General features: G+C 65.2%; 26 protein-coding genes and 1 tRNA gene. 19 read left to right on the top strand and 8 right to left on the bottom strand.

Annotation, left to right across the window (positions count from 1 at the left end; all coding sequences use genetic code 11):
- Nucleotides 1–82: 82 nt before the first annotated feature.
- On the bottom strand, nucleotides 83–1,423 hold the full coding sequence (locus AC1RUR_RS31235; RefSeq protein WP_492851224.1) for an ABC transporter substrate-binding protein: 1,341 nt from the start codon (nucleotides 1,421–1,423) through the stop codon (nucleotides 83–85).
- Nucleotides 1,424–1,929: 506 nt separating this feature from the next.
- Here AC1RUR_RS31235 and AC1RUR_RS31230 point away from each other — a divergent pair.
- Nucleotides 1,930–2,727 carry a Spy/CpxP family protein refolding chaperone gene (locus AC1RUR_RS31230; RefSeq protein WP_492851222.1) on the top strand — a complete coding sequence of 266 codons (798 nt, stop codon included), beginning with the start codon at nucleotides 1,930–1,932 and terminating at the stop codon, nucleotides 2,725–2,727.
- A 112-nt stretch (nucleotides 2,728–2,839) separates the two neighbouring features.
- Nucleotides 2,840–3,217, top strand: a complete 378-nt coding sequence (locus tag AC1RUR_RS31225) for a response regulator (RefSeq protein ID WP_492851220.1) — start codon at nucleotides 2,840–2,842, stop codon at nucleotides 3,215–3,217.
- Between the two features lie 135 nt (nucleotides 3,218–3,352).
- On the opposite strand, the gene AC1RUR_RS31220 is transcribed toward AC1RUR_RS31225, so the two are convergent.
- The 3 genes from AC1RUR_RS31220 to glk form a co-directional block, all read right to left on the bottom strand.
- Nucleotides 3,353–3,508 (bottom strand): hypothetical protein, encoded by a 156-nt coding sequence (locus tag AC1RUR_RS31220; protein ID WP_492851218.1) that lies wholly within the window; start codon nucleotides 3,506–3,508, stop codon nucleotides 3,353–3,355.
- A gap of 134 nt (nucleotides 3,509–3,642) precedes the next feature.
- A complete protein-coding gene (locus tag AC1RUR_RS31215; protein ID WP_492851216.1) occupies nucleotides 3,643–3,846 on the bottom strand; it encodes a hypothetical protein in 204 nt (67 codons plus the stop codon).
- 142 nt (nucleotides 3,847–3,988) lie between these two features.
- Nucleotides 3,989–4,975, bottom strand: coding sequence for a glucokinase (glk, locus tag AC1RUR_RS31210; protein ID WP_492851214.1), 987 nt, complete (start codon nucleotides 4,973–4,975; stop codon nucleotides 3,989–3,991).
- 270 nt (nucleotides 4,976–5,245) lie between these two features.
- On the opposite strand from glk, the gene pncA reads away from it, so the two are divergent.
- The 13 genes from pncA (at nucleotide 5,246) to AC1RUR_RS31145 (ending at nucleotide 19,464) form a co-directional block, all read left to right on the top strand.
- A complete protein-coding gene (gene pncA, locus AC1RUR_RS31205) occupies nucleotides 5,246–5,872 on the top strand; it encodes a bifunctional nicotinamidase/pyrazinamidase (protein ID WP_492851212.1) in 627 nt (208 codons plus the stop codon).
- Nucleotides 5,873–5,888: 16 nt separating this feature from the next.
- Complete coding sequence (locus tag AC1RUR_RS31200) at nucleotides 5,889–7,001, top strand: alpha/beta fold hydrolase (protein WP_492851210.1); 1,113 nt, start codon at nucleotides 5,889–5,891, stop codon at nucleotides 6,999–7,001.
- A gap of 136 nt (nucleotides 7,002–7,137) precedes the next feature.
- Entirely contained in the window at nucleotides 7,138–9,171 is a 2,034-nt protein-coding gene (locus tag AC1RUR_RS31195; RefSeq protein ID WP_492851208.1) for an NAD(+) synthase, read from the top strand.
- Nucleotides 9,172–9,209: 38 nt separating this feature from the next.
- On the top strand, nucleotides 9,210–9,593 hold the full coding sequence (locus tag AC1RUR_RS31190) for a GrlR family regulatory protein (protein ID WP_492851206.1): 384 nt from the start codon (nucleotides 9,210–9,212) through the stop codon (nucleotides 9,591–9,593).
- A 514-nt stretch (nucleotides 9,594–10,107) separates the two neighbouring features.
- On the top strand, nucleotides 10,108–10,923 hold the full coding sequence (locus AC1RUR_RS31185; RefSeq protein WP_492851204.1) for a sugar phosphate isomerase/epimerase family protein: 816 nt from the start codon (nucleotides 10,108–10,110) through the stop codon (nucleotides 10,921–10,923).
- Between the two features lie 30 nt (nucleotides 10,924–10,953).
- Nucleotides 10,954–12,591, top strand: coding sequence for an ABC transporter substrate-binding protein (locus tag AC1RUR_RS31180; RefSeq protein ID WP_492851202.1), 1,638 nt, complete (start codon nucleotides 10,954–10,956; stop codon nucleotides 12,589–12,591).
- Nucleotide 12,592: 1 nt separating this feature from the next.
- Nucleotides 12,593–13,576: an ABC transporter ATP-binding protein gene (locus tag AC1RUR_RS31175; RefSeq protein ID WP_492851200.1), complete on the top strand. Its 984-nt coding sequence runs from the start codon at nucleotides 12,593–12,595 to the stop codon at nucleotides 13,574–13,576.
- Complete coding sequence (locus AC1RUR_RS31170) at nucleotides 13,573–14,565, top strand: ABC transporter ATP-binding protein (protein ID WP_492851198.1); 993 nt, start codon at nucleotides 13,573–13,575, stop codon at nucleotides 14,563–14,565. Before AC1RUR_RS31175 ends, AC1RUR_RS31170 begins: the two co-directional genes overlap by 4 nt.
- Complete coding sequence (locus AC1RUR_RS31165; protein ID WP_492851196.1) at nucleotides 14,565–15,494, top strand: ABC transporter permease; 930 nt, start codon at nucleotides 14,565–14,567, stop codon at nucleotides 15,492–15,494. The genes AC1RUR_RS31170 and AC1RUR_RS31165 overlap by 1 nt, the downstream gene beginning before the upstream one ends.
- Nucleotides 15,491–16,351, top strand: a complete 861-nt coding sequence (locus AC1RUR_RS31160; protein ID WP_492851194.1) for an ABC transporter permease — start codon at nucleotides 15,491–15,493, stop codon at nucleotides 16,349–16,351. The genes AC1RUR_RS31165 and AC1RUR_RS31160 overlap by 4 nt, the downstream gene beginning before the upstream one ends.
- Before the next feature lie 258 nt (nucleotides 16,352–16,609).
- Nucleotides 16,610–18,460, top strand: coding sequence for a dihydroxy-acid dehydratase (ilvD, locus tag AC1RUR_RS31155; RefSeq protein WP_492851192.1), 1,851 nt, complete (start codon nucleotides 16,610–16,612; stop codon nucleotides 18,458–18,460).
- 314 nt (nucleotides 18,461–18,774) lie between these two features.
- Nucleotides 18,775–19,098 (top strand): hypothetical protein, encoded by a 324-nt coding sequence (locus AC1RUR_RS31150; RefSeq protein WP_492851190.1) that lies wholly within the window; start codon nucleotides 18,775–18,777, stop codon nucleotides 19,096–19,098.
- A 276-nt stretch (nucleotides 19,099–19,374) separates the two neighbouring features.
- A tRNA-Ser gene (locus AC1RUR_RS31145) sits at nucleotides 19,375–19,464 on the top strand.
- Between the two features lie 71 nt (nucleotides 19,465–19,535).
- On the opposite strand, the gene AC1RUR_RS31140 is transcribed toward AC1RUR_RS31145, so the two are convergent.
- Nucleotides 19,536–19,829, bottom strand: coding sequence for a hypothetical protein (locus AC1RUR_RS31140; RefSeq protein ID WP_492851188.1), 294 nt, complete (start codon nucleotides 19,827–19,829; stop codon nucleotides 19,536–19,538).
- A 121-nt stretch (nucleotides 19,830–19,950) separates the two neighbouring features.
- Here AC1RUR_RS31140 and AC1RUR_RS31135 point away from each other — a divergent pair, with 121 nt between their 5' ends.
- The gene (locus tag AC1RUR_RS31135) at nucleotides 19,951–20,694 is read left to right on the top strand and encodes a DUF7168 domain-containing protein (RefSeq protein ID WP_492851186.1); all 744 of its coding nucleotides are present in this window, start codon (nucleotides 19,951–19,953) and stop codon (nucleotides 20,692–20,694) included.
- A gap of 41 nt (nucleotides 20,695–20,735) precedes the next feature.
- Here AC1RUR_RS31135 and AC1RUR_RS31130 read toward each other — a convergent pair whose 3' ends face one another.
- Complete coding sequence (locus AC1RUR_RS31130; RefSeq protein WP_492851184.1) at nucleotides 20,736–21,542, bottom strand: arylamine N-acetyltransferase family protein; 807 nt, start codon at nucleotides 21,540–21,542, stop codon at nucleotides 20,736–20,738.
- Between the two features lie 795 nt (nucleotides 21,543–22,337).
- Between AC1RUR_RS31130 and AC1RUR_RS31125 the strand changes: the two genes are divergently transcribed.
- Nucleotides 22,338–22,529, top strand: coding sequence for a hypothetical protein (locus tag AC1RUR_RS31125; RefSeq protein ID WP_492851182.1), 192 nt, complete (start codon nucleotides 22,338–22,340; stop codon nucleotides 22,527–22,529).
- A gap of 56 nt (nucleotides 22,530–22,585) precedes the next feature.
- Here AC1RUR_RS31125 and AC1RUR_RS31120 read toward each other — a convergent pair whose 3' ends face one another.
- A complete protein-coding gene (locus AC1RUR_RS31120; protein WP_492851180.1) occupies nucleotides 22,586–22,810 on the bottom strand; it encodes a hypothetical protein in 225 nt (74 codons plus the stop codon).
- Between the two features lie 253 nt (nucleotides 22,811–23,063).
- On the opposite strand from AC1RUR_RS31120, the gene AC1RUR_RS31115 reads away from it, so the two are divergent.
- The gene (locus AC1RUR_RS31115) at nucleotides 23,064–23,381 is read left to right on the top strand and encodes a DUF1476 domain-containing protein (protein WP_492851178.1); all 318 of its coding nucleotides are present in this window, start codon (nucleotides 23,064–23,066) and stop codon (nucleotides 23,379–23,381) included.
- A 72-nt stretch (nucleotides 23,382–23,453) separates the two neighbouring features.
- Here AC1RUR_RS31115 and AC1RUR_RS31110 read toward each other — a convergent pair whose 3' ends face one another.
- On the bottom strand, nucleotides 23,454–24,032 hold the full coding sequence (locus tag AC1RUR_RS31110) for a TIGR00645 family protein (protein WP_492851176.1): 579 nt from the start codon (nucleotides 24,030–24,032) through the stop codon (nucleotides 23,454–23,456).
- 217 nt (nucleotides 24,033–24,249) lie between these two features.
- Between AC1RUR_RS31110 and AC1RUR_RS31105 the strand changes: the two genes are divergently transcribed.
- Nucleotides 24,250–24,477 (top strand): hypothetical protein, encoded by a 228-nt coding sequence (locus tag AC1RUR_RS31105; RefSeq protein ID WP_492851356.1) that lies wholly within the window; start codon nucleotides 24,250–24,252, stop codon nucleotides 24,475–24,477.
- The last annotated feature ends 24 nt before the right edge of the window (nucleotides 24,478–24,501 follow it).

The following is a 24,501-nucleotide window of genomic DNA, read 5'->3' as shown; positions in this document are numbered from 1 at the left end:
GTCCCCGCGGCGGGAGGTCTGGAACCAGGAGTTGCCCCGGCGGCTCACGCGTGAGGCGTGAACCGCCATGGCACACCCCCGGCTAACTCCGCATGAAGCCTTCGCACTCGCCCTCTGCCCAGGCGAGCGTGGTCTCCATCTTCTCGCCCTGCGAGAAACGCAGCGCCATCTTCGTCAGCGTCGCCTGGAAGTAGATCTGCTGCGCGATCTTGGGCGGCGCCGGCGACGCTGCAATCGACAGCGTCTGATGGTTGTACGGGTTCGGGTAATGATAGAGCGTGCCTTTCGGCGGCCCTTCTTCCTGCCAGGTCTTCAGCGTCGTCATGTTGGCGTAGGCGGGCAGATCGTATCCGCCGCTCGCCGCGACGAACTTTTCGATGGATGACGGCTGTGACAGGTAGGTGAGCAGGCTCTTGGCGGCCTCCTTGTTCTTGCTGAAGCTCCAGAGACCCCAGAAGTAGGGAAGGTAGGGCGCGAAGCGGCCCTTCGGCCCGGCGGGGAAGCCGTGGGTCCAGCATTGCTCGGCGACCTGAGGTGCGTCGCGCTTGGCGACGGCCCAGGCGCTCGGCGGATTCAGGATCATCGCGCCGCGGCCGGAGATCAGCCATTTGTTGTTCGAGGCGTCATCCCAGGACGGCGCGTCCGGCGGCAGGAAGGCAATCAGCTTCTTGTAGTATTCGAGGGCCTGGCGAACCGCGTCGGTCTTCACCGTGACGTCGCCCTTGGCGTTGACGAGCTCCGCCCCGAACGACTGGAAGATGGCGCCCGCGGTGTCGACGCTGTCGGTGGTTTCGCCGAGCCCGATGCCGAATGGAAAGCCGCCCTTCTGGCAGGCCTCGGCCGCCTTCAGGAACGTGTCCAGGGTCCAGTTGTCGGCTTTCGGCGGCCCCCCTACAGGGTACATTTCCTGGACGTCGATGCCGGCGTGCTTCTTCATCAGATCGATACGCGAGCAGGGTCCCTTGATCTGGCTGCCCGGGGTTGCAGGTATGGCGAGCCATTTGCCGCCGGCCTGGCCGAGATATTTGACGGTCCCGTTGACCTCGCCGTTCTGCTTGATGAGCGGCTCCATGACGTCGTTGAGCGGCTCGAGATTTTCCGCATAGGCATGCGGCCACCAGGTCGGCATCTGCAGGATGTCGTGGCCGGATTTGGCCTGGGCTTCGGCCGCGACCGTGAGCTGGATCTTGTTGTTGTTGCTGGTGATGTAGTCGATCGAGACTTCGACCTTCTCCTTCGCCGCCCATTCGTTGACGAGCGCGGTGGAGGCATTGTTGGCGCCGGGCACCCAGTGGTCCCAGAAGCCGATCGAGATCTTGCCGGCGGCGTAAGCGCCCCGGACATAGGGCGCCGAGATCAGCGCCGCGGAGGACATCGCAGTGGCAGCCACAAATTGACGTCGCGTCAGTGTCTTGCGTGACATCTCGTTTCCTCGCTTGGGTGTTTTATTGTTCTGGTGTTTCCTCTGAACTCTTCCGAGTTTTGCTTTTGATTTTCTTGTTCGCGTTTCTTGTTCGACGTTTCTTGTTGATGCCGTCAGCTTCGATCGCAAATCACGCGAGGCGCGGCCGATTGGTAGCGCGATCAGATCATGATTGATCGCGTCTGTCGAGAAAGCCCGAATGGCGATCGTCTAGAACTAACGTTGTGCCTGAAAGCGCGGCAGCGCCCGCAATGCGAGGCGCCGGACGCGAACCGCGGCTCCTCCTTTTGCGACGCACACGTGGCGCAAACCGGCCTGGAACGATCCGTGCGCAATTACGCCGCAGTTTCGAATAAGCCTGCATAACCGCTTCGCGCGAAAGACTTTTCGGGCGTGGACAGCACGAGGCCGCGTCTGGACCTCGAAGCGGCGGAAACGATAGTGTTGCAACCAGCGGGTGGCTCCCCCACCCGGACAGGCCAGCAAGTTCGACGATGGAGACGAGAATGATCAATCCGGCGCTGCCTGCGCGGCTCTACCTGCGACGATGGCTCGCGCTGGGGTCCGTGCTCGCGTTGCTGCTCGGCGCAGCCGCGGTCGCGAACGCTCAAGGATTGGTCAAAGGCGTTCAGGAGGGCGCAGCCGCCGGGAACAAGGCGGCGGGTCCGGTCGGTGGCGTGCTCGGCGGCGCGATCGGCGGCGTGGTCGGCGTTTTCACCGGCGTGCTCGGCGTCGGGAATAACAACAGTGGCAATCAGGCGCCGGCGGCCAAGGACCCGGGCAAGGATGCCAAGCAGCAGGGCGCCGGCAAGGACAAGGACGCCAAGAGCGCCAAAGAGAACGCCAAGACGGGCAAGGGCGGCAAGGCGAGCAAGGAAGCCAAGAATGCGCCGCAGGACAACAAGGACAAGGATGTCACGGTCCTCACCCAGACCGGAGCGCCGCAACAGACCGCTGAACAGATCGTCGCCAATAGCGATTCCTACATCGAGCGGATCAAGACCGAACTGAATCTCACGCCCGATCAGGAGAAGCACTGGTACGGCTTTTCCAGCTCCATGCACTACCTGGGGCACAATGGTGCAGAGCGACTCAACCTGCGGGTGGCGCGTGCCAAGCGGGATCCGCCCGACGACATCATCGAGCAGATGCGCAACGAGGCGCAGTTCCTGATCGACCGTGCCGCCGACCAGCGCAATGTCGCCGATGCCGCCGAACCGCTTTATTCGAGCCTCGACGACAAGCAGAAGCAGGTCTTCATTCAGGAGATGGTGCGCCTCAGCCACGAGCGCGGACTGGATTGATCAACTTGCAACGGATTGGGCGCGTACGAATTAACGTCGCCCGCCACGAATTCGTGAATCCTCTCCGCAATTCGGGTATGCTTAGCTTCGCAAGGCTGACTGCGGGGTTGAAATGGCGGACGGACTCTCCGTTTTCCTGGTCGAAGACGAGGCGTTGATCCGGATGATGATGGCCGACATGGTGGAAGAGCTCGGCCACCACGTCGTTGCGGAAGCGGACAATGTCCGGGACGCGAGTGCCTTTGCGATGACCGCGCAATATGATTTCGCCATCCTCGACATCAATCTCATGGGGCTCTACGTCGATCCGGTCGCCGACCTGATCGAGCGCCGCGGAAAGCCGTTTCTGTTCGCCACCGGTTATGGGCCGGAACTGCTGCCGTCCTTGCTCCGGCGCAGGCCGATCCTGCGCAAGCCGATTTCGATCGATCAGCTCAAGGCGATGATCGATACGATGTTTCCCGAAGCCACGGCGAAGGCGCCGCACTGAGTGACGGCGAAGGCGCCGCACTGGGTGACGGCGAAGGCGCCGCACTGGGTGACGGCGAAGGCGCCGCACTGGGATCGCCAACGAAAATGGCCGCCCGGTCAGGGCGGCCATTCGGCGAAGGAATTCGTGGTGGTCTCAGACCAGGCTGGCGGTGAGGTCGACGCCCAGCGCCATCAGGCCGAACGAGGCGACGAGGCCGGTGCAGCAGAACAGCAAGATGGTCTTGAACGAAGAATCGGCGAAACGGGTTTCGACGGCGGCCGGCATCGCGGCAAGCGAAATCATGCTCATGTTCATTGCCCCCTTTGTTGACCTGAATTGCCTCAGGTGAGGGAACTCTTAGAGCAAAAAGTTTGACGCGAGGTTGCGAGGGATTGTTAACAAAATCGCAATCAGATCGCAGAATCGCGGCGTGACCGCAGATCTCAGTTGCGACCGTTCTTCAGCACGGTGGCGATGGTATGGGCGGTCATGGCGGCGCGATCCGAGGCGCGCTGGGCGGTCAGCCGGTCTCGCGCCTTTTCCTCGATGAGGAGCTCGATCAGCGCCAGCCGCTTGTCCTCATCATCCGCCTCGGTCAGCAGGCGGTGATAGCGGTGATAGTCGAAGCCCAGATCCTGCTTACGCATGTCACGCCCCCGCAACTACGCCACATACTCAGGGGATTGTTTCTCATCGTGGACCAACGAGCAAGCACGATCCTGCGTGGAACCGTTGGTGCGCTGCAATCAGCTGTGAATTACGGGAACCGCAGCCGGGCGCTCGCGCGCCTCAATCCGGATTGTGGTCGGCGAACATCTTCAGGCCGACGAAGCTGGCATCGGGCTTCGTGACCAGCCGGGTCGGGATGTTGCGCAAATAGTCCTGGAAGCGTCCCTTGGCTTCGAAGCGCGCGCGGAAGGCCGAGGCCGCAAGGAACTCCGGGAAGCGCGGCGCGATCCCGCCGGCGATATAGACGCCGCCGCGGGCGCCGAAGGTCACCGCGAGGTTGCCCGCGACGGAACCCAGGATGGCGCAAAACATCTCCAGCGTCGCGTGGCTGACCGCGCAGCTGCCGTCCAGGGCTGCCTTGGTGATGGCGGCGGCGTCGCGATGCGGCACCTCGGCGCCGTCGATCTCCGCCAATGCTTCATAGAGGCTTTGCAAACCGGAGCCCGACAGTGCGCCGCGCTCGATCGAGACATGGCCGAAGCGCCGGCGCAAGGACGCGATCACGCGTTCCTCGCGCTCATTCTCTGCCGGAAGGGTCGCGTGGCCCGCTTCGGTGACGACAGCGAGCCGCGCCCCGTGGCGCTCGACCAGACAGGAGACGCCAAAGCCCGTTCCAGGTCCGACCACCAGCAGCGGTTCTCCGGGGAGGCCGTCTTGTCCGCCGAGCGGAATCAGATCGGCGGGCTGCAAGGCGGGCAGGGACCAGGCGACCACCTCGAAATCGTTGAGCACATGAACGCTGTCGAAGCCGAGCGCCGGCTGGAGCTCGTTACCGTCGATGACCCAGGGGCTGTTGGTCATGACGCAGCGGTTGTTGGTGACGGGACCCGCGACGGCCAGCACGGCTCTTTGCGGCGGCTCGCCGCCGGACCGGCGCGCCAGCACATCGGCGATGGCTTCCCGCACGGTCGGGAAGTCGGCGACCTTCACATAGTCGATCGGTCCGGTCTGATCGCCGTTGCTTGGATCGCGTGGGCTCAGCGCAAAGCGCGCATTGGTGCCGCCGATATCGGCGAGAAGAATGTTTCCTGTCTTGCCGATACTCATGGCCCTTTGGTTGCCGCGGCCTCGCCGGCCTTCGGGAACCTTTGCCTCCGCTCCTGGTCCGATCCGCAGTTCGCGGACGGCTTGAGAATCCTCGCTTGGTTGTGCCTAGTCAACACGGACGGAGCCAAACCGTTGCATCCTGGGGACGATCCTGGTGCCAGCGCGACACCGCCGCACGCGGTCGGCGGTTGCGAAGCCGCGCCGGAAGATCGACATTGGAGGGGAGCGTTCGGCGCCGGTCGCGCCGGGTGGATGGAATAGGGCCTTACGATGAAGATTTCCGACCACGACGTGCTGCTGGTGATCGACGTGCAGAACGACTTCTGCACCGGCGGGGCGCTGGCCGTGCCCGGTGGCGAGAAGGTCGTGCCGGCCATCAACCGGATCGCCCAAAAATTCGCCAATGTGGTGCTGACCCAGGACTGGCATCCGATGGACCACGTCTCCTTCGCGCCGAACCATCCGGGCAGGCAGCCGTTCCAGTCCATCGAACTGGACTACGGCACCCAGGTGCTCTGGCCGACGCATTGCGTGCAGGGCATGGCAGGCGCCGAATTCCACGCGGAGCTGGATATCACCCGCGCGAGCCTTGTGGTGCGCAAGGGCTTCCGGCGCGGTATCGATTCCTATTCGGCGCTGTTCGAGAACGACCACAGGACGCCGACCGGCCTGCTCGGCTATTTGCGCGAGCGCGAGTTGCGGACCGTGTTCGTCGCCGGTCTGGCGCTGGACTTCTGTGTCCGCTTCTCGGCGGAGGATGCCCGCAAGGCGGGGTTCGATGTCGTGGTGATCGAGGACGCCTGCCGTGGCATTGACCTTGAGGGCTCGGTGGCCGCGGCCCACAAGAGTTTTGGCGAGCTCGGCATTTCCGTGATCAGCTTCGAGGCATTCCTGTGAGAACCGCGAGATAGCCATGGTGGAGCGGACAGGCAAACCGCCGCGCGGAGCGGATCACGCTGACGACCCGCTGCTGTGGCCGTTCGCGGCGGCGCGCCTCGCCATGGACGCCTGCTTCTGGTGGATGGAGCGCGCGCCGGCCGAGCCGGCTGACAGCAGCCTGCCGTGGACGACGCCGAGCACGGTCGCGCTGGAGCTTGCGACCATGCGCCTGCGCGATTGTTCTCGGACGCGGTCCGGCCAGCCGGCGCTGGTCTGCGCGCCCTATGCGCTGCATCGGGCCTTGATCGCCGACTTCGCGTCCGGTCACAGCGTGGTGCAGTCGCTGCAAAATGGCGGCGTGGACCGGGTCTATCTCACTGACTGGCGCTCAGCCTCCCCGGACATGCGCTATCTCTCGATCGACAGCTATCTGTCCGATCTCAACGTCGCGATCGACGAGATCGGTGCGCCGGTCGATCTCGTCGGCCTGTGCCAGGGCGGTTGGCTGTCGCTGCTCTACGCGGCGCGCTTTCCGGACAAGGTGCGGCGGCTTGTGCTGGTAGGCGCTCCCGTGGATCTGTCGATTGATTCCTCGCTCTCCCGGCTGGCCCGCAATGCGCCCGAGATGGTTTATGACCAGCTCGTCGCGCGCGGCGGCGGCAATGTCAGCGGCGGGGAGATGCTGCGCTTCTGGTCGAAGACGCCAAGCCGGGAGGATATCGCAGCCGCCCTGCAGAAGGAGCTCTCAGACGACGAGGGCGCGGCGCTGCTCGCGCGCTTCGACCAGTGGAATGTGGAGACGCTCGATCTGCCCGGCACTTACTATCTCGAAATCGTCAACCGGATTTTCCGGGAGAACCGGATTGCCGGCGGCAATTTCGTCGCACTCGGCCGCCGGATCGACCTGAAGGACGTCAAGGCGCCGATCTTCCTGCTGGCTGGGCTCGACGACGATGTCGTGCCGGCAACACAGGCGCTTGCGACGGCCAGGCTAGTCGGCACGCCGCCCGCCTTCATTGCGGCGGCCTCCGAGCCGAGCAATCATCTCGGCCTGTTCATGGGTGCGCGGACCCACGCGCATGCCTGGCCCCGGATCGCCGAGTGGCTGCGGGACGATCTGACCGGCGTCCTGGCCCGCAGCGCCTGAGCTACCCGTCCCGGGCAAAGCGCAAATCCGTTATGCATGACGGCGGATGGCCTGCACGGGGCCGGATCGATGGGCTACATAGGTGGGGAGCTGACGGCTGCGGCCGGCCGGGACGAGACTAGAGGTACTGCGCGCGATGACTTTCCACTCGATCTACGCCCACGGATTTGCGCGCGTGGCCGCTTGCGTGACCACCTCCCACGTTGCCGATCCCTCGGCCAATGCCAAGGCCATCCTGGCGGCGGCCAGTGCCTGTCACGAGCAGTCGGCGGCGGTCGCCGTGTTTCCCGAGCTGTGCCTGTCCGGCTATGCGATCGAGGATCTGGTGAAACAGGACCCGCTGCTCGATGCGGTCGAGCGGGGGCTGGGCGCGATCGTCGAGGCCTCTTCGGCGCTGATGACCGTCCTGATCGTCGGTGCGCCGCTGCGCTTTGGCCATCGAATCTACAATTGCGCCGTCGTCGTCCATCGCGGCCACGTGCTGGGCGTGGTGCCCAAGAGCTACCTGCCGACCTATCGCGAGTTCTACGAGGGACGCCATTTCGCCTCCGGTGCCGGGATCGCCGGGGAGACGATCGCGTTCGGTGGGCTCCACGCGCCGTTCGGCACCGATCTGCTGTTTGCCGCAGAGGATGTTCCGGGCCTGACCATCGGCGTAGAGATCTGCGAGGACATGTGGATCCCGGTGACGCCGGCCTCGGAGCTCGCGCTCGCAGGCGCCGGCGTGCTGATCAACCTCTCGGGCAGCCCGATCACGATTGGCCGCGCCCGTTCGCGCGCGCTGCTGTGCCAATCGACCTCGGCGCGGTGCCTCGCGGCCTACGTCTATTCGGCCGCCGGGGCAGGGGAATCGACCACGGATCTGGCCTGGGACGGCCAGACCTCGATCTACGAAAACGGCGTGTTGCTGGCTGAGGGCGAGCGATTCCGCCAGGGTGGCCAGATCACGTTCGCCGACATCGATCTCGACCTGCTCAGGCAGGAGCGCGCCTTGATGGGGACGTTCGACGACAACCGCCGGCAGCGCGAGGCGTTCTTCCGCAAGGTGACGTTCGCCCTGAAGCCGCCGGCCGCCGACATCGGCTTCCTGCGCAAGGTCGAGCGTTTTCCGTTCGTGCCCAGCGACGAGAGCCTGCTCGAGCAGGATTGCTACGAGGCCTACAATATCCAGGTCGCCGGCCTCGTGCAGCGCATGCGCGCCACCGGCACCAAGCGCGTCGTCATCGGCGTCTCGGGCGGGCTCGATTCCACCCACGCGCTGATCGTCGCCGCCAAGGCCGTCGACCTGCTCGGCCTGCCCCGTGAAAACATCCTCGCCTACACGATGCCGGGCTTTGCCACCGGCAGCGAGAGCAAGACCAATGCGCTGGCGCTGATGAAGGCGTTGCAGACGAATTGGCAGGAACTCGATATCCGCACCACGGCAACCCAGATGCTGAAGGATATCGGCCATCCCTTCGGCAAGGGTGAGAAGGTCTACGACGTCACCTTCGAGAACGTGCAAGCGGGTCTGCGCACGGACTACCTGTTCCGCCTTGCCAATCATCACGGCGGCATCGTCATCGGAACCGGAGATCTCTCCGAGCTCGCGCTGGGCTGGTGCACCTACGGCGTCGGCGACCAGATGGCGCATTACAACGTCAATGCCGGCGTGCCGAAGACGCTGATCCAGCACCTGATCCGCTGGGTGATCGCCTCTAAACAATTCAGCGACGACGTCAACCGGACGCTGGCCTCGATCCTGTCGGCCGAAATCTCGCCCGAGCTGGTTCCCGTCAAGCCCGGCGAGAAGCCGCAGAGCACGGAAGCGTCCGTCGGCCCCTACGAGCTGCAGGATTTCAACCTGTTCTATACGCTCCGCTTCGGCATGCGGCCGTCCAAGATCGCCTTCATGGCGCTCCAGGCGTGGAAGGACGTCGCCAAGGGCGAATGGCCGCCGGCGTTCCCGCCCGACAAGCGCAGGGCCTATGATCTCAAGGAGATTCGGCGCTGGCTCGAGGTGTTCCTGCGCCGCTTCTTCGCCTTCAGCCAGTTCAAGCGCTCGGCGATGCCGAACGGCCCGAAGGTTTCGGCCGGCGGCTCATTGTCGCCGCGCGGCGACTGGCGCGCGCCGTCGGATTCGAGCGCCGCAGCATGGCTCGAGGATCTCGAGCGGAACGTACCAAACTGATTGGCGCGGCGGATCGACGTTGCCGGGGAGACGATCTGATGTCGGCCGGGGAAGGTTCAGAAGCGGGTGAAGAGGCCAGCGTCGTCAACGGCCTCTATATCTTCGACATCGAAATGCGGGACGGCAAGCGCGGGCAGGCGAGGGGCGTGGTCGTGCTCAGCGATGGTCGCATCATGGGCGGCGACAGCTATTTCTACTACACCGGCAGCTACACGTTCCGGAACGGGAAGTGGCGCGGCGACATGATCGTCAATCAGCACACGGAAGCGGTCGGCCGGACTCTGGTGTTCGGGGGCAGGGAGGTCACCTGCGGCTTTTCCGGCGATTATTTCCCCGGCGGCGCGGAAGTCGAAGGCATGGCGCTGGTCGGCAAGATCAGCGTGACGTTCACGGCACGGCTGACGCTGAAGGACGCGATGTGAGCGCGGCGCGGTCTGTCCGCGCGCGGTCGCAAGGCAAGCCGCAAGCGCGCTGAGAGCCTCGATCGACGATAGGGCTGAAACGACAACGCGCCGCCCGGATGCCCCAGCCGGACGGCGCGAAGTTGCGTTCAATCTAGAAAGTTTCGAGGTCCGGAGTGCCTAGGAGTCCGGACCTCGTCACCTTGCCCCAGCCTTCAATCCCCCGCCCCATGTGGTCCCCCAACCCCAAGGGTAGCGCGATCAGAGGGTGATGCCCGTGGAAGTGGCCGCCGATCGATGTCCAGCGATGTACGCGACATCAGAATAGGATTCCATTCCGGATCACTACGGACACGAATACCGCTTGCCATGTGTTCGTTCGGCATCAGCCGCAGGATCACTGTCGCCCGATCCGCAGCACGCGATCGGGAAGATGTCCACATCTCTTCAGTGCTGCGAAACTTCGATTTCACCGGCCTGTCATTGAACTGGTCTAGCGCTGCTCCCGTCATCGTTGACGGTCAAGGAGCAAGCCATGTCGAAGCCGGTGTTGGGCGCCGCATTGTCCATCAAATCGATCCCCGCGCATCGTGACTGGCTTCTGGAACGGCAGCGCGATCTGGAGATCCAGGATTTCTTTCGCGCCGATCTGCTCGACGGCGACTGGCGCAGTGCGGCCGGCGAGATCAAGCAGATGCTCGCGGGCCACACCGGTCGCCTCGGCATTCACGGGCCGTTCTGGGGCTTCAAGATCGACAGCCATGATCCCATGATCCGCCAGGCGGTGACCAAGCGCCTGCTCCAAGGCCTCGAAGCGGCCGAGTTTCTCGGCGCGACGCAGATGGTGATCCATTCGCCGTTTACGACCTGGGACCACAACAATCTCGATCTCTATCCGGATAATCGCGGCAATATCGTCGAGCGCGTCAAGGCGACGCTGGCCGAGGTCATCGCACGCGCCGAGACGATCGGCTGCGAGATCGTCATCGAGAACATCGAGGACAAGGATCCGCGCGACCGCGTGCGCCTCGCCAGGGCGCTCGAAAGCAATAAGGTCCGCGTTTCTCTCGACACCGGTCACGCCAATTACGCCCACATCTCCACCGGTGCGCCGCCGGTCGACTACTACGTCGAGACTGCCGGCGACATGCTGACGCATGTGCATCTCCAGGACACCGACGGTTTCGCCGACCGGCACTGGGCGCCGGGCGAAGGCAATATCCCGTGGGTCGCCGTGTTCCGCGCGCTGGGCCGGCTGACCTCGAACCCGCGGCTGATCCTCGAACTGCGCAACCACGACCACGTCCGCGCCGGCGCAGCCCATCTCGCCGCGCTCGGCCTCGCTGAATAACCGACCTCATCAAGGGCAGGGCTTATCGCCATGAGCAAATTCACCCGTCGTACCATCCTGAAATCCGGCACCGCGGCCGCGGGCACGCTGCTGCTGCCGCGCTTTGCGATCGGACAGGCCGATAACCGTCCCTCAGTCACCATCGCCGTGCAGAAGGTGACGAATTCGAACGTGCTCGACGTGCTGCGCGAGCAGTCCAATGTCGGCGAGCGCGTGTTCTTCTCCTCGATCTGGGAAGGCCTGATCTCCAAGAACTGGCGCGGCAGCCTCGAGGCCGTGCCCGGGCTTGCCACCGAGTGGCGCCGCATCGACGACCAGACCGTCGAGGTGAAGCTGCGCCAGGGCGTCAAGTTCCACAATGGTGACGAGCTCACCGCCGAGGACGTGGTCTTCAGCTTCAGCCGCGAACGCATGTTCGGCGAGACCGAGGCCAAGAGCCGCTCCACCATCCAGGCCTTCGAGAAGATTCCGACGCCGCGTCCGGGCAAGGAATTGCCGCCTGACGTGCCCGCGGTCGCACGGCGCATCTGGCCGGACCTCGTGCGCGTCGACGCCGTCGACAAGTACACCGTGCGCTTCTACAACGCGACGCCCGACGTCACCATCGAGGGCCGCCTGTCGCGCTACGGCTCCGACATCATGAACCGCCGCGCCTGGGACGAATCCGCAAGCTATCTCGACTGGGCCCGCAAGCCGGTGACGACCGGTCCCTACAAGGTCGTCGAGCTCAAGCCCGACGTGTCGCTGACGCTGGAAGCCCACGACGATTATTGGGGCGGCCGTCCGCCGCTCAAGCGCATCCGCTTCCTCGAAGTGCCTGAAGTCGCGAGCCGCATCAACGGCCTCTTGTCGGGCGAATACCAGTTCGCCTGCGACATCCCGCCGGACCAGATCGCCGGCATCGAGAAGAATGCGGCGTTCGAGGTCCAGGGCGGCACCATCCTCAATCACCGCCTGACGGTGTTCGACAAGAACCATGCCGTGCTCGCCAATCCGCTGGTGCGCCGCGCCTTCACCCATGCGATCGACCGCCAGGCCATCGTCGACAGCCTGTGGGCCGGCCGCACCCGCGTGCCGAAGGGGCTTCAGTGGGAATTCTATGGCGACATGTTCAACGCCGACTGGAGCGTGCCGGCCTATGATCCGAAGGTTGCGCAGGACCTGCTGAAGCAGGCCAATTACAAGGGCGATCCGATTCCGTATCGTCTGCTCAACAACTACTACACCAACCAGGTCGCGACCGCGCAGGTGCTGGTCGAGATGTGGAAGTCGGTCGGCCTCAACGTCCAGATCGAGACCAAGGAGAACTGGTCGCAGATCATGGAACGTGCCCCGACCCGCGCCGTTCGCGACTGGTCGAACTCGGCCGCCTTCAACGATCCCGTGTCGTCGCTGGTCGCCCAGCACGGCCCGAACGGCCAGCAGCAGCAGATCGGCGAATGGACCAACGCCGAGCTGAACACGCTCTCGGAGTTCCTGGAGACCTCGACCGACCGTGCTGCCCGCAAGAAGGCGTTCCGCCGCATGCTGGAGATCGCCGAGCGCGAGGACCCCGCCTACACCGTGCTGCATCAGAACGCGACCTTCACGGCCAAGCCGAAATCGATCAAGTGGAAGGCTGCGCCCGCCTTCGCGATGGATTTCCGCGCCGGCAATTTCGAGGTCTGAGGTGTCGCCGCTGGTCAGCATTGAAGGCCTGAGCGTCGCCTTTGGCGGCGTGCCGGTGCTGCGCGGCGTCGATCTCGCCCTGCGCAAGGGCGAGGCCCTCGGCCTCGTCGGCGAGTCCGGCTCCGGCAAGTCGGTGACCTGGCTTGCCGCGCTCGGCCTGTTGCCGCGGCATGCAAAGGTCTCGGGCTCGGTGCGGCTTGGCGGACGTGAAATCCTGGGCGCGCCCGCCGCCGATCTCGACCGGGTCAGGGGCGGGCGGATCGCCATGATCTTCCAGGATCCCGCGAGTGCACTCAACCCGGTGCTGACCATCCGCAAGCAGCTTTGCGAGGCGCTGGCGCTGCATCGCGATCTCCAGGGCGAGGCGGTGAGGACCGAGGCAAAGCGGCTGCTCGATCTCGTCGGCATTCCCGACGCAGGTCGGCGGCTGTCGGCCTATCCGCACGAATTCTCCGGCGGCCAGGTCCAGCGCATCATGATCGCGATGGCGCTCGCCGGAAACCCCGATCTGCTGATCGCGGACGAGCCGACGACGGCGCTCGACGCCACCATCCAGGCGCAGATTTTGGAGCTGCTCTCGTCGATCCGCCGCGAGATGGGCATGGCGATGGTCCTGATCAGCCACGATCTCGGCGTCGTCGCCGAAAACTGCGACCGCGTCGCGGTGATGTATGCCGGCCGCATCGTCGAGCAGGCACCCAGCAACCAGCTGTTCGCCGATCCCGTGCATCCCTATGCGCAGGGCCTGATCGGCGCGCTGCCGCCGCTCGATGGTCCGCGCCGCCGTCTCACCGCCATTCCCGGGACGGTGCCCGATCCCGCGCGCATGCCTGATGGATGCGCCTTCGCGCCGCGCTGTGCGTTGGCGGCTGAGCCGTGCGGCCGGGCAGCGCCGAGCCTGGCGCCGATCGCGGATGACCGCATGGTTGCCTGCATCCGCGCCGAGGCCTCGCGCCGCGCGCTGCTCGGGATCGCCGCCGAATGAGCGCGCCGCTCGTCGAGGTCTCCGCGATCGCACGCAGCTATTCCATGCGCTCCGGGATGTTCGGCCGAGCTGCGGCCGTGCATGCCGTCGACGGCGTGTCGCTGGCCATCCCCAAGGGCGAAACGCTCGGCCTCGTCGGCGAGTCCGGTTCGGGCAAGTCGACCACGGGCCGCATCGTGCTCGGCCTCGAGCCGCCCGATCGGGGCGAGGTGCGCTTTGACGGCAGGCCGATGGCCGCGCCCGCAACGGCCGCGTGGCGTGCGCAGCGGGCGCGGATGCAGATGATCTTTCAGGATCCGCTTGGCGCACTGGACCGACGTTTGCCGGTCGCGACCCAGATCCGCGAGCCCCTGGACATTCACGGTCTCGGCACGCCGGTCGAGCGCGAAGAGCGTGTCCGCGAATTGCTGCGGGCGGTCGAGCTGACACCGGCGCATGGCGTGCGCTATCCCGGCGCGCTCTCGGGCGGCCAGCGCCAGCGCATCGTGCTGGCGCGGGCGCTGGCGACGAAGCCCGATTTTCTGGTCTGCGACGAGCCGGTCAGCGCGCTCGACGTCTCGATCCAGGCGCAGGTGGTGAATTTGCTCGCCGATCTCCAGGCGCAGCTTGGTCTCACGCTGCTCTTCATCAGCCACGATTTGCGCGTTGTCAGGCAGATCAGCACCATCGTGGCCGTGATGTATCTCGGCCGCATCGTCGAGATCGGCAGTGCCGACGATCTGTTCGCGCGGCCGGAGCATCCCTATACGCAGGCGCTGGTCTCGGCCTCGCCGGCGCCGGGCCGCCGCAGCGCCGGCCGCATCGTGCTGGCAGGCGATCCGCCGAACCCGGCCGCGCGCCCGAAAGGCTGTGCCTTTCATCCGCGTTGCCCGCGCGCGATCGCGCGCTGCGCGAGCGAGGTGCCGGCGCTGTCTGCCGTTGGCGGTGACCGGCAGGTGGCGTGCCATCTGGTGACGGGTCCGCAGGCCGCAACGCGGGACGCCGCGTGATGGGGCGTTATCTCGCCATTCGGATCGGACGCGCGGCCCTGACGATCGTGCTCGTCGTCACCTTCGCTTTCGTCGTGCTGCGGCTCTCAGGCGACCCCGCGTTGATGATTTTGGGACCGGAGGCGCCGCCGGAGGTCATCGCCGCCTTCCGCAAGGCGTGGGGCCTCGATGATCCCATCTGGTTCCAGTATCTCGATTACTTCCATGCCATCGCCAAGGGCGAGCTCGGCCGCTCCATGCGCGACGGAAGGCCCGCGATCCAGCTCGTGCTGGAACGGATTCCGGCCACGCTGGCGCTGACGCTGCCGGCCTTTGTCTTCAAGGTCGCCCTCGGCGTTCCCGCCGGCATCTACGCCGCGCTGCACCGGGGCTCGGGAATCGACCGAGCCGTGATGATGACGGCGGTCGCCGGCTTCACCGTGCCGAGCTTCGTGCTCGCGCTGCTGCTCGTGCTCGTCTTCGCCGTGCAACTGGGATGGCTGCCGTCGGGCGGGCAGGACAGCTGGCGTCACGCCATCCTGCCGATCGCGACGTTGAGCCTCGGCGGCGCCGCCGTGCTGGCGCGCTTCACCCGCAGCGCGATGCTGGAGGTGCTGGGCCAACCCTATATCCGCACCGCCTCCGCCAAAGGCGTGCCCTGGCGCAAGGTCGTGACCTCGCATGCGCTGCCGAACGCGGCGATCCCGACCGTCACGATTCTGGGCTTCATGGCGGGCACGCTGATCGCGGGCGCCGTCGTGGTCGAGAGCGTGTTTTCGTGGCCGGGGGTAGGGCGGCTTCTTGTCGTTGCGGTTGCCAATCGTGACCTCGCCGTCGTGCAATGCATCCTGCTGCTGGTGGCGCTGACCATGGTGACGTCGAACCTGATCGTCGACTTCCTCTACGGCTTCCTCGATCCGCGCCTGCGCGCCAAAGGAGCGCATGCATGACCGATGCGACATTGAAGGACACGACTGTCCGTCGCCGCATTGGCCTTCCCGCAATTCCGGTCTCGGTCGCACTCGCCGTCACCTGGATCGTCGCGATGCTGGTGATCGCCGCTCTCGCCGAGAAGATCGCGCCCTATGGCTACACCCAACTCGACCTGCGTAACCGGCTTTCGGCGCCCGGCAACGTCGCACACTGGCTCGGCACCGACGAGCTCGGCCGCGACGTGCTGTCGCGGCTGCTCGTCTCGATCCGCATCTCGCTGCTGATCGCCTTCGGCGCGACGGCCATTTCCGCGATCGTCGGCACCACGCTCGGCTTCCTCGCCGCGCATTTTCGCGGGTCCGTCGAGCAGCTGGTGCTGATGCTGTCCGACTTCCAGGCCAGCATGCCCTTCCTGATCATGGCGCTCGCGGTGCTCGCCTTCTTCGGCAATTCGCTGCCGCTGCTGATCGGCCTGATGGGATTTTTCGGCTGGGAGCGCTATGCCCGCATCGCGCGCGGCCTTGCCATCTCCGCCAATGCGCAAGGCTATGCCGCCGCGGTCCGCCAGTTGGGAGCGACACCGTCGCGGATTTACCTCAGGCACATCCTGCCCAACATCGCCTCGACCCTGATCGTCTCGACCACGCTGGTCTTCCCCGAGGTGATCCTGATGGAATCGGGCCTGTCCTTCCTCGGCCTCGGCGTGCAGCCGCCGATGACCAGCCTCGGCAACATGGTCGGCTATGGCCGCGAGTACCTGACCCGCGCCCCCTGGATCATGCTGGCACCGGCGACCACGATCGTCGTGACCACGCTGGCGGTTTCCGTGATCGGCGACTGGCTGCGCGACCGGCTGGACCCGACCTTGCAATAGCGGCAGAGTGAGCTCCCGTAGCCCGGATGGAGCGGAAGCGAAATCCGGGGCCGCTTTATCCGCGGCGCGAATCCCGGATTGCGCTTCGCTCCATCCGGGCTACGAAGGGCTGCCAAGAGCCCGCGCCGGGAGCAGGGGAGGCCTGTCCGGCCCAAGTTCCCGTTGCACCCGCCGACCCCGTGCGCTATCCGGCCACAAAGGCCTGAGGCGGCACCATATTTCCCCGCTCAGGCAGCCAAACCGAGGACGGAAACCGCCATGCCAGCCTATCGCTCCCGCACCACCACCCACGGCCGCAACATGGCGGGCGCCCGCGGCCTCTGGCGCGCGACGGGCATGAAGGATGGCGATTTCGGCAAGCCGATCATCGCGGTCGTCAACTCCTTCACCCAGTTCGTGCCCGGCCATGTCCATCTGAAGGACCTCGGCCAGCTCGTCGCCCGCGAGATCGAGCAGGCTGGCGGCGTCGCGAAGGAGTTCAACACCATCGCGGTCGACGACGGCATCGCCATGGGCCATGACGGCATGCTCTACAGCCTGCCGTCGCGCGAGCTGATCGCCGACAGCGTCGAGTACATGGTCAATGCGCATTGCGCCGACGGCATGGTCTGCATCTCCAACTGCGACAAGATCACGCCCGGCATGCTGATGGCCGCGCTGCGGCTCAACATCCCCGCCGTGTTCGTCTCGGGCGGCCCGATGGAGGCCGGCAAGGTCAAGCTCCAGGGCAAGACCAAGGCCGTCGACCTCATCGACGCCATGGTGGCCGCGGCCGACTCCAAGGTCAGCGACGAGGACGTCAAGGTGATCGAGCGCTCGGCGTGCCCGACCTGCGGCTCCTGCTCGGGCATGTTCACCGCCAACTCCATGAACTGCCTGACAGAGGCGCTCGGCCTTGCGCTGCCCGGCAACGGCACCGTGGTCGCGACCCACGCCGATCGCAAGCGCCTGTTCGTCGAGGCCGGCCACACCATCGTCGATCTCGTCCGCCGCTATTACGAGCAGGACGATGCCTCGGTGCTGCCGCGCAACGTCGCCAACTTCAAGGCGTTCGAGAACGCGATGACGCTCGACATCGCCATGGGCGGCTCGACCAACACGGTGCTGCATCTGCTTGCCGCCGCCCATGAAGGCGAGGTCAAGTTCACCATGCAGGACATCGACCGCCTGTCACGCCGCGTGCCCGTGCTCTGCAAGGTCGCACCATCAGTTGCCGACGTGCATGTCGAGGACGTGCATCGCGCCGGCGGCATCATGGGCATCCTGGGCGAGCTCGATCGCGCCGGCCTGATCGACACTTCGGTCTCGACCGTGCACGCGCCGACCATGAACGACGCGCTGGAGCGCTGGGACATCAAGCGCTCCAAGAGCGAGGCTATCAGAACCTTCTTCCGTGCCTCGCCCGGCGGCATCCCGACCCAGGTCGCCTTCAGCCAGGAGCGCCGTTACGACGAGCTCGATACCGATCGCGAGAAGGGCGTGGTCCGCAATCTCGCGCACGCCTTCAGCAAGGACGGCGGGCTTGCCGTGCTCTACGGCAACCTCGCGCAGGACGGCTGCATCGTGAAGACCGCCGGCGTCGATGCCTCGATCCTGAAATTCTCCGGCCCGGCGCGCGTGTTCGAAAGCCAGGACGCAGCGGTCGAGGGCATCCTGGGCGGCAAGGTCGTCGCCGGTGAGGTCGTGGTCATCATCTATGAAGGCCCGCGCGGCGGCCCCGGCATGCAGGAGATGCTGTATCCGACCAGCTATCTGAAATCGATGGGACTCGGCAAAGCCTGCGCGCTCGTCACCGACGGACGCTTCTCCGGCGGCTCGTCCGGCCTGTCGATCGGCCATCTGTCGCCGGAAGCGGCCGAGGGCGGCAACATCGGCCTCGTGCAGACCGGCGATATCATCGCCATCGACATCCCGAACCGCAGCATCACGCTGGAGGTCTCCGACGAGGATCTCGCCAACCGCCGCGTCGCGGAAGAGGCGAAGGGCGACACGGCCTGGCAGGCGATCGGCCGCAAGCGCAACGTCTCGACCGCGCTGCAGGCCTACGCCGCGCTTACCACCAGCGCCGCGCGCGGCGCGGTGCGCGAGGTGAAGCGTCGCTCGAAGTAGGCGCGCCGGAGTCTCGCCGCGAACTGTGACCTCATCCTGAGGGCCCGCCGAAGGCGGGCGTCTCGAAGGATGGCCACGGGGCAGGTCGCGGCTCGCTTCGTCGGGGCGCGATTCCGCGCATGGTCAACAAGTGCTGAACGGCCGGCGAAAGCTGGCCGTTCGCATTAAGGATGCCCCGACGAACTTCGGCAGAGTTGGATTTTGCGGCGTATGATGCGCCGACCTTCGCAAATCCATTTCGGGCAACTGGGGCACCACACACAATGTCTCGTACTCTTGCTGTCGTTTTCTCGACTGCCGTCGCCGCGATTTCCATGACGGGCGCAGCCTCCGCCGGCTGCTACAATTGCTACACACCGCCGCCGTGCACGACCTGCTATCAGCAGCAATACGTCGCTCCGCAATACCGCACCGTCGACGAGACCGTGATGGTGTCGCCGGGTGCCACCGTTGCGCACCGCACGCCCGCGCAGTACCGCACCGTGATGGTGCCGCAGACCGTGATGGTGGCTCCGCCCAGCGTCCAGTACCAGCGCATCCCGCCGCAATACGCCACGCGCCAGCGCGTCGAGATGGTCTCGCCCGGCTATTCCTATTACGCCCCGGTGCAGATGGGCTGCGCGAGCTGCGGCTACTGAGCCAGCGCAGCTACGACAAATTCCAAGCGGCGCTCCTCACGGGGCGCCGTTTTTCGTTGCAGCCGGCAAACGAGGCCCGGACATGGAGGCGACTCCAACCGGGCCTCGCAACCAGCGACGCCCTGGGAGATGTCGCCAGTATCCGGGATTGCTGAGGGGGCATAGGGTAAGGGAACAGGCTGACGCCCGCCTGACAGATCGGGTGTTTGGGATAGGGCGCCAACTTCGCGTTGCCTTGCGCCACCGACTACGTTAAGCGACAGCCGTTCCGGGTTTGGAAGGGTGGCCGAGTGGTTTAAGGCACCGGTCTTGAAAACCGGCGTGCCCGCAAGGGTACCGTGGGTTCGAATCCCACCCCTTCCGCCAGTTTCGACCGAAACGTGCAGGGTCGAACATAGGGCGGCCGGTTCACGCCGGCGGGCCTCCTTTAAAATTCGCTAGTTGGGGGTGCTGCCGCTCTTGGCCTTGGACGAATGTTTCACTACTGATTTAGGCGGTGCAGCCTGCTTCTTCGACGCCTCGTCGCCGCGGGCAGTTCCCCACGGATCGACGGCCTTTTGGTCAGGAACGTTGCCGAGGGAGCGTTGATAGGCGCGCTCAGCCCGAATGTCGTCCGCCTTCTGCGTCTCCGATTTGTCCTGGGACTGTTCGCCATACATTGGAACATGGTCCTGCGCCAGTGCGGTCGGTGCGATCAGGGCAAACATGACAGCGACGACGATTTTGCGCATTGAGAAAACTCCCGGTTCTGCGACGAGCATAACAGCGCGCCAATTGCGGCATCAATGGGCGCGGTTTGACAGACATCCCTTCCGCCATCCTTTCGGTCAGGCTTTCGCAGGCAGGTGATCAATGAACCAGACGTCCAATCCGGCCGCGCTCGACAAGCTGAAGCTCCGCATTCAGGCGTTGCGCGCCAAGACGATCGCCAATGGCTGCACCGAGGACGAGGCGCTGTCGGCCGCCGCCAAGGTCGCCGAGCTGCTGGATCGCCACGATCTGTCGCTCTCCGACGTCGAGCTGCGCGCCTCGGCGTGCGAACGGAGGGTCTTTGAGACCCATCGCAAGAAGCGAATTCCCCTGGACGACTGCATCGGCGCGATCGCGCATTTCTGCGATTGCCGGGTCTGGCGCGAGAAGAACGCCGCCGGCGAAAACATCTATGTGTTCTTCGGTCTCGGGGCGGATGTCGAGGTCGCGCATTACCTCGCCGAGTTGATCGACGGCGCCGTGCGCGCCGAGCTGGGCCGCTTCAAGACCTCGGCCGACTACGGCAAGTTCCGGCACCAGCAGCGGCATCTGGCCAATGCCTCCTTCGCGCTCGGCATGGTGGCGTCAATCGCGGACAGGCTGGTGGCAATCAAGGCCGGTCGCGACCAGGTCAACGAAAGCACCGGCCGCGGGCTGGTCGTCCTCAAGACTTCGGTGGTCGATGCGGAGTTCGGCAAGCTCGACCTCAACCTCCGGACCCAGCGCAGCGCCAGCCGGATGGTGTCGATGACGGCCTATGAAGCCGGCGGCGCTGCCGGCGCGTCGCTGGCCATCAATCCCGGCCTTGGCGAGGCGCAGTCGCGGACCGCTCCCAAAGGAAGCTGAACGGATCGGGGAACGCGCGCGGCGGCAGCGTCACCGTAATTCTAGAGCCACCCCCGTACGCCATCGACCCTCATCATTTCCAGTTCGGGAAGGTCGAACCCGAAATGCTCTGCGACGAGCCGACGCAACGCCTTGCGGTCGGACAATTGTGCGGGCTGAGCCACGCCGTCGCGAATGAAGTTGACGTCCTGGTTCGTGATGTTGACCCGGCCTTCCTTCGTCACGGCGCTGGCGACGAGGTTGTGCGTGTAGAAAGAGTGCGGATGACTGACGAGGTAGTAGTGCATCATCTCGAAATCGACCGGGTATTCCTCCTCCATCTTGGAGATCCATCCTCGTGTTTCCCCGCCGGCACGGAGCAGGTAGAGAATCCAATCGGTGCCTTCGTGGGCAAGCCGGTGGGTCGGGGCGCCGGCCGGCACAGGCCTGCCGTCAACGGGGATCGGGTGAGGGCAGGCAAAGGGGCCGAATCCGGGATCCACCACGTAAGCGGCGCCATCAACGGTCACCGAGAGAAACATGTGTTCCCGCACACTCTCATGACGTGGCTTGAAGAAGACGACGCGGGACGAGTGCCTGACGGGATGAAAGCCGATCGCATGCAGGGCGTGGTACATGAGAGTTGCGTGTTCGACGCAATGTCCGCCGCGCCGGGCAGTGATGAGCTTGGCGTGCAGTCCTTCGGGATCCAGCCTGATGGGGCGGCGGAGAAGGACGTCGAAGATTTCGAACGGGATGCTCGCGACGTGGGCCGCGAGGATTCCAGCGAGGGTTTCGTAGGTCGGCGTGTGCGGACCGACGTAGTCGATACGGCTGAGATAGGCATCGAGGTCGAAATTATTCGCCATCCTGTTGCATGTCCTAATGCGATGAAATTAGCGAACGGCACGCGAGCAATTTTGCGGGAGGATACAGAAAATCTGGCGCGCCGCGCAACGGTGAGGAAGCGGTCGTTCCGTCGGGCAAAACTCTGCAGCCATGGTCGGTGCTCTCGTTAAGCGACAGAGCTACCCAGTTCGCCTGGCCGCGCGAAGGTGGCGTCGAGGGCAGGTGATGCGGTCGCCCGGCGGCCATTTCGACTGCGATCATTGCAATCCTGGATTGCTCCACATCGTCTCATGCTTCAGATCGAAGTCACCTGCAATGGTCGGCACTTCCGGGCAAAAAGTTCAGCGACCTTGCTCACACTGTCGGTGGGCAAAGTGTCGGGGCAAGGGGATCGACATGTCTTGCGGGCGGCGGCGATATCCGAAAGGCAGCCAGGGGCGCGGCGCTTTCCCTTTTCCGCACCGCAGCAGCCGCGCCGATCACCGCCGCTTCTGCAACCTTTTCGCGAGCGGGTCGTTGATGGAGTTCGGAATAATCGCATGTTGCCGGTGATTTGCCCGACGTATCAACCCCTTTGCGGGGCCGGGGGGCCCGAACGCGTAAGGTATTGATCCGACACGCTCGGGCTACTGTGCATGGGGTTGTTTTCGGTCATTTGAAGGGGCTCGCGCGAAACCGGGCGACGGGACCTGGTGTTGAAGTCCCGGCGGTCGCGGAGCTAAAAGCCTGAGCCGACGAGCATTTCCGTCTGCCTCGGCACGTTCCTTCGATGTCCGTCCGGTGGAACCTTTTCCTCACTGCGGCGTTGTCTTGCCATGACTGAAGACCTTTCCTTCCGACGCAAACCCCTGACCCCCGAGCAGCGCCAGGCGCGCGATGCGGCACGCCGGATTGAGGCCGAAAAGGCCATGCGCGACCACGAAGAGGCGCAGAAGCAGTTCTACGCCAACAAGGAACGGCTGAGGGCCGAGCGGCTCGCACGTGAGGCGGCCGCGGCGAAAGGCTGACCGAGCCCGGTCGGCGCGCCAACATCTCCTGGGTCGATGGTTCGGCGGTGCCGGCGCTAGTACCGGTTGGAGATCCGCGTCGCGCTCAGCGCCAGTCTGAGCGTCTGGACGGCGCCTGCCAATGCGCCCCGGGGCGATTGGGCCTCGATTGCTTCCGCTGCGATGCGGCAATCCTCGGCGACCTCGAGCAATCCGCTTCGCGCGAGGTCCATGGTGGAGAGGGCGGCCTGCTCCAGGCAGACCCGTTCAAGCCGTCGAAACTCCCGCAGCTCTCTGTTCATGCGTCAGCTCTCGATATCCCCGCACCATGCGGCGCCGAGTCTGCTTAACAAAGGGTAAACATCTTTCCCTAGCCGGTCTGGCTGGCGCGGAGCTGATGGCTGCCGCGACGGTGCCGGGCCGGCCACGCGCGGCAGGCTTGACGGCGTTTGCCTTCCGGGACGAAGATTCAAATGATCCTCAACTGACGTGAATGACGGAGACGTTCGCTCCCGGCAAATCCCATCCCATCAGCGCAACGCAATGGAGCCGACCATGACCACGTTCGACAAGCGCGAGCAGGGCTTTGAGGCCAAATTCGCCCATGACGAGGAGCTCATGTTCAAGGCCACGGCCCGGTCCAACAAGCTGCTCGGGCTCTGGGCCGCTGGCCAGCTCGGACTCAGCGGCGATGCCGCGACGAGCTATGCGACGGCGCTGGCGACGGACCATCTGGAGAGCCGGACGATCGACGAGGTGCTGGACAAGGTGTCAGGCGATCTCGCCGCCAAGGGCGTGGCGCGCGCGCAGGTCGCCGCCAAGTTTCAGGAATGCCTGCATCAGGCCGTTCAGCAACTCGAAGCAAAAGCCTGAGCGGCGCGCGGCTTGTGGTGGAGATGGTACCTCGCGGGCCGGGCGGCGGGTCGCAAGGTCAGCGGGCAGGGCCTACTCGGCATGCTTGCGCATTCCGGAGTCGCTGAGCTTGTCGACGTAGGCGATCCCGATGGCCGAGACGACGAAGGTGAGGTGGATCAGCACCTGCCACATCACGCCGGTCTCGCTGTAGCCGGCGCGGTTCGAGCCGAGATTGCCGGCCTCGATGAAGGTGCGCAGCAGCGCGATCGAGGAGATGCCGATGATGGCCATGGCGAGCTTGATCTTCAGGACGCTCGCATTGACGTGGCCGAGCCATTCCGGCTCGTCGGGATGTCCCTGGAGATCGAGCCGCGAGACGAACGTCTCGTAGCCGCCGACGATGACCATCACCAGCAGATTGGAGATCATCACGACGTCGATCAGCGCCAGCACGCTCATCATGATCTGCTGTTCGGTGAGATCGAGCGCGTGCCAGGACAGATGCCAGAGTTCCTTGAGGAACAGCGCGATATAGACGCACTGCGCCACGATCAGTCCGAGATAGAGCGGCAATTGCAGCCAGCGCGAGCCGAAGATGATCATCGGCAGCAGGCCGAGGCGCGGCGGGGGCGGGCGGGTTTCGGTCGTGGGCGCAGGCTCAACCGACATTCGGGCAGCATCCTCGCATCGAGACGATCTCGCCTTGATGTAGCCCGACAAGATGGCCGGTGGAAGACGCGAGGTGCACTTGCCGCCTTCCAGGCATCGGGCGGATTCGTGCTAGCGTTGCGAGCGGCCGTCGCGCGACGGCACACGGATCGGGAGGCGGGACGTGCGGAGCGGCTTTGGCAACCTGTCAGGCGGGATCGCGCTGGTCGCCGCGATCATGCTTGGCGCCGGCGAAGTGTCGGCTACGCCGCTCACGCCGTTTCGTTACGAGGCACAGGCGCAGCGCCACTGTCCGCAGGACCAGGTGGTCTGGCTGGATTTCAGCAAGGGCGTCTATTACCGCAAGGGTCAGAAGCGATATGGCCAGGGCTTTGACGGCAGCTTCGTCTGCCTGAGCGAGGCCCGCGACAGCTCTTATCGTCGCTCGCTATTGGGTCTGCGCTGAGCGGCGCGTGACGGGAGGCGACAA

The organism is Bradyrhizobium sp. GW821-FHT12B03, assembly GCF_058807535.1.
This window is presented reverse-complemented; position numbering and strand designations above follow the sequence as displayed.